Below are 1963 nucleotides of genomic sequence, written 5' to 3' on the forward strand. Positions count from 1 at the left end.
GCCGTAATTAACATCCAGTCGACCCCGTTCTGCGCGCAATACATGAAAAACGCCTTGCATAGCGCCACCTTCACTATCCGACCGATCGCACCGCGCGCGACGCCGAGTCGCGTCGCCTCGGCGAGGCGCGCCTCGCCCAGCCAGTCCGGCAGGCGGACCGATTGTTCGACGGCAAGCGGATCGAATGCGTTCGTCTGGACCCGCATGGTGCCGATCGGGCCGCCGTCCAGCCGCGATTGAGCGAGCAGCACGACCGTGCCGGGCGCGCCATCCAACGCCTCGACGCCCATGGTCTCGGCGAATTCCGGCAAGTGGCGCAGATAGGCGGCGCGGCGCATCTCGACGGCCTTAGCGAGCTCCGCCAGGTTACTTACCACCTTTATCGTAAACGGCAACCTTTCCGTTTTCTTTACGGTGCGCTGATTGAAGCGTTCTCCAAGCGGCGCGTAGCCCGTATTTTGCGTCAAAACAACTGAATCGATGCGGTCCATTTCAACCTCGTAGGTGGATGAGAAAAAAATTTGTCGCTTTCGAAGCGACGGAGTCGCTTCTAAGGCGACAAACTAGATTCTCACGAACGCAAATGAGGTGATACGCATAGCCGGGAAAATTCGGAGAGCCGATTTTGATGAGAGAGGTTTGGGGAATCCGAAAAAATTAGCGCCAGGGATCCTGGAACGCCAGCTTTTGCGCATTCTCAGTGCGCATTCCACGCGGGCTCGCGGATCTCGCGCGCGCTGGGATGTTGGAGATCGGGAGCGGGACGCCGCCTGAAATGGAAGAGGGATGGAAAAGTCCTGACGCCCGGTCCTAGGGGTAGACCGGCCACACCAGCGACTCAATCAGCGAACCAGCGAGTGCCCGCTACATATGGCCGATGGCGGATCGCGCTTTTAGTACGAAACCCGAAATGTTGGAGAGTCTTCCGGGCGGCTCCTGCGCCGGTCATAAATCCGTGTCGTGGCGATATTGGCGTGACCGAGCCATTCCTGCACGCTAGCGATATCCGCTTGGTGCTCCAGTGCATTGGTCGCCGCCGTGGCCCGCAGACTGTGCACACCGAAACCCTGCACGTCGATGTGCACGGCTGCCGCGTACGCGAGCACGATCTTGTAGACGCCATCGGCAGTCAATGCTGCATGGGTCTTTCTTCGTGCCGGTTGAAAGAGTGGGGCATCCGGCGCTTCGCCATGTCCGGCGACCTCGAGATAAGCGTGGATGCGCCCGGCGCTGCCTGCATGCAACGGCAGATAGCGCAATTTGTTGCCCTTGCCGTGAACACGCAGATGGAGGACGCCGCGCCGGGCGTGGATGTCGCGAACCGTGAGCTTGCACAGCTCCTCCCGCCGAAGGCCGTGATACAGCAGAACGGACAGTAGCGCGCGGTCGCGTTTGCCCTTGAGCGTCGCCGGATCGGGCGCATCGAGCAGCACGCGGGCCTGATGATCGCCGAGCGCGGGCGTCCTGCCCTGGTTACTGTCGACCTTCGGACGCTTCGCGCCCTTGACCGGATTGAAGTCGACCGCATTCCTTTCGCACAGGTACTCGAACAGCGACGACAGCGCGGCGAGCTTGCGCCGGATCGTGGCGCCCGACAGCGCGCGCGTTTCGAGCACCTTGCGCCAGGCGAGCACATGCGCGCGGGTGACGATGCGGAATTCGTCCGGCTGCCAGATCCCGGCGAAACCCATGAAGTCCTGCAGGTCAGTTTGGTACGCGCGCCGGGTCTGCGGATTGTCGAGATTGGCAAACCACTCGGCCTCGGCCGGCACCGCGGCAAGCTGGTGAAATTCCGCAGCGGTCAGGGGACGGTCCATCCGTTCGGCGATCGCACGACCGGTATCGGGGCGTGACGGCATGAGAGACCTTCCTTGGTAATCCTGACTTACAGGATGCGCAGGTTGCGGATCCGGCCGATCCTGGGTGAGCGCTCGCAGATCAGCCCGGCGATGTATTCGGGCAG

At 62.0% G+C, this 1963-nt stretch carries 1 protein-coding gene and 1 pseudogene; both read right to left on the reverse strand.

Annotation, left to right across the window (positions count from 1 at the left end; all coding sequences use genetic code 11):
• A pseudogene (locus VFE81_RS00260) lies at positions 1-491 on the reverse strand (hypothetical protein); the annotation flags it as partial.
• Between the two features lie 402 nt (positions 492-893).
• The gene (locus VFE81_RS00265) at positions 894-1859 is read right to left on the reverse strand and encodes a tyrosine-type recombinase/integrase (protein WP_325042671.1); all 966 of its coding nucleotides are present in this window, start codon (positions 1857-1859) and stop codon (positions 894-896) included.
• Positions 1860-1963 lie beyond the last annotated feature (104 nt).

This window comes from Paraburkholderia sp., from assembly GCF_035656215.1.
Taxonomy (GTDB): domain Bacteria; phylum Pseudomonadota; class Gammaproteobacteria; order Burkholderiales; family Burkholderiaceae; genus Paraburkholderia.

What these genes read in the sequence shown, in the direction of transcription:
- VFE81_RS00265 (WP_325042671.1), bottom strand. Translation starts at nt 1,859, where the DNA reads ATGCCGTCACGCCCCGATACCGGTCGTGCGATCGCCGAACGGATGGAC.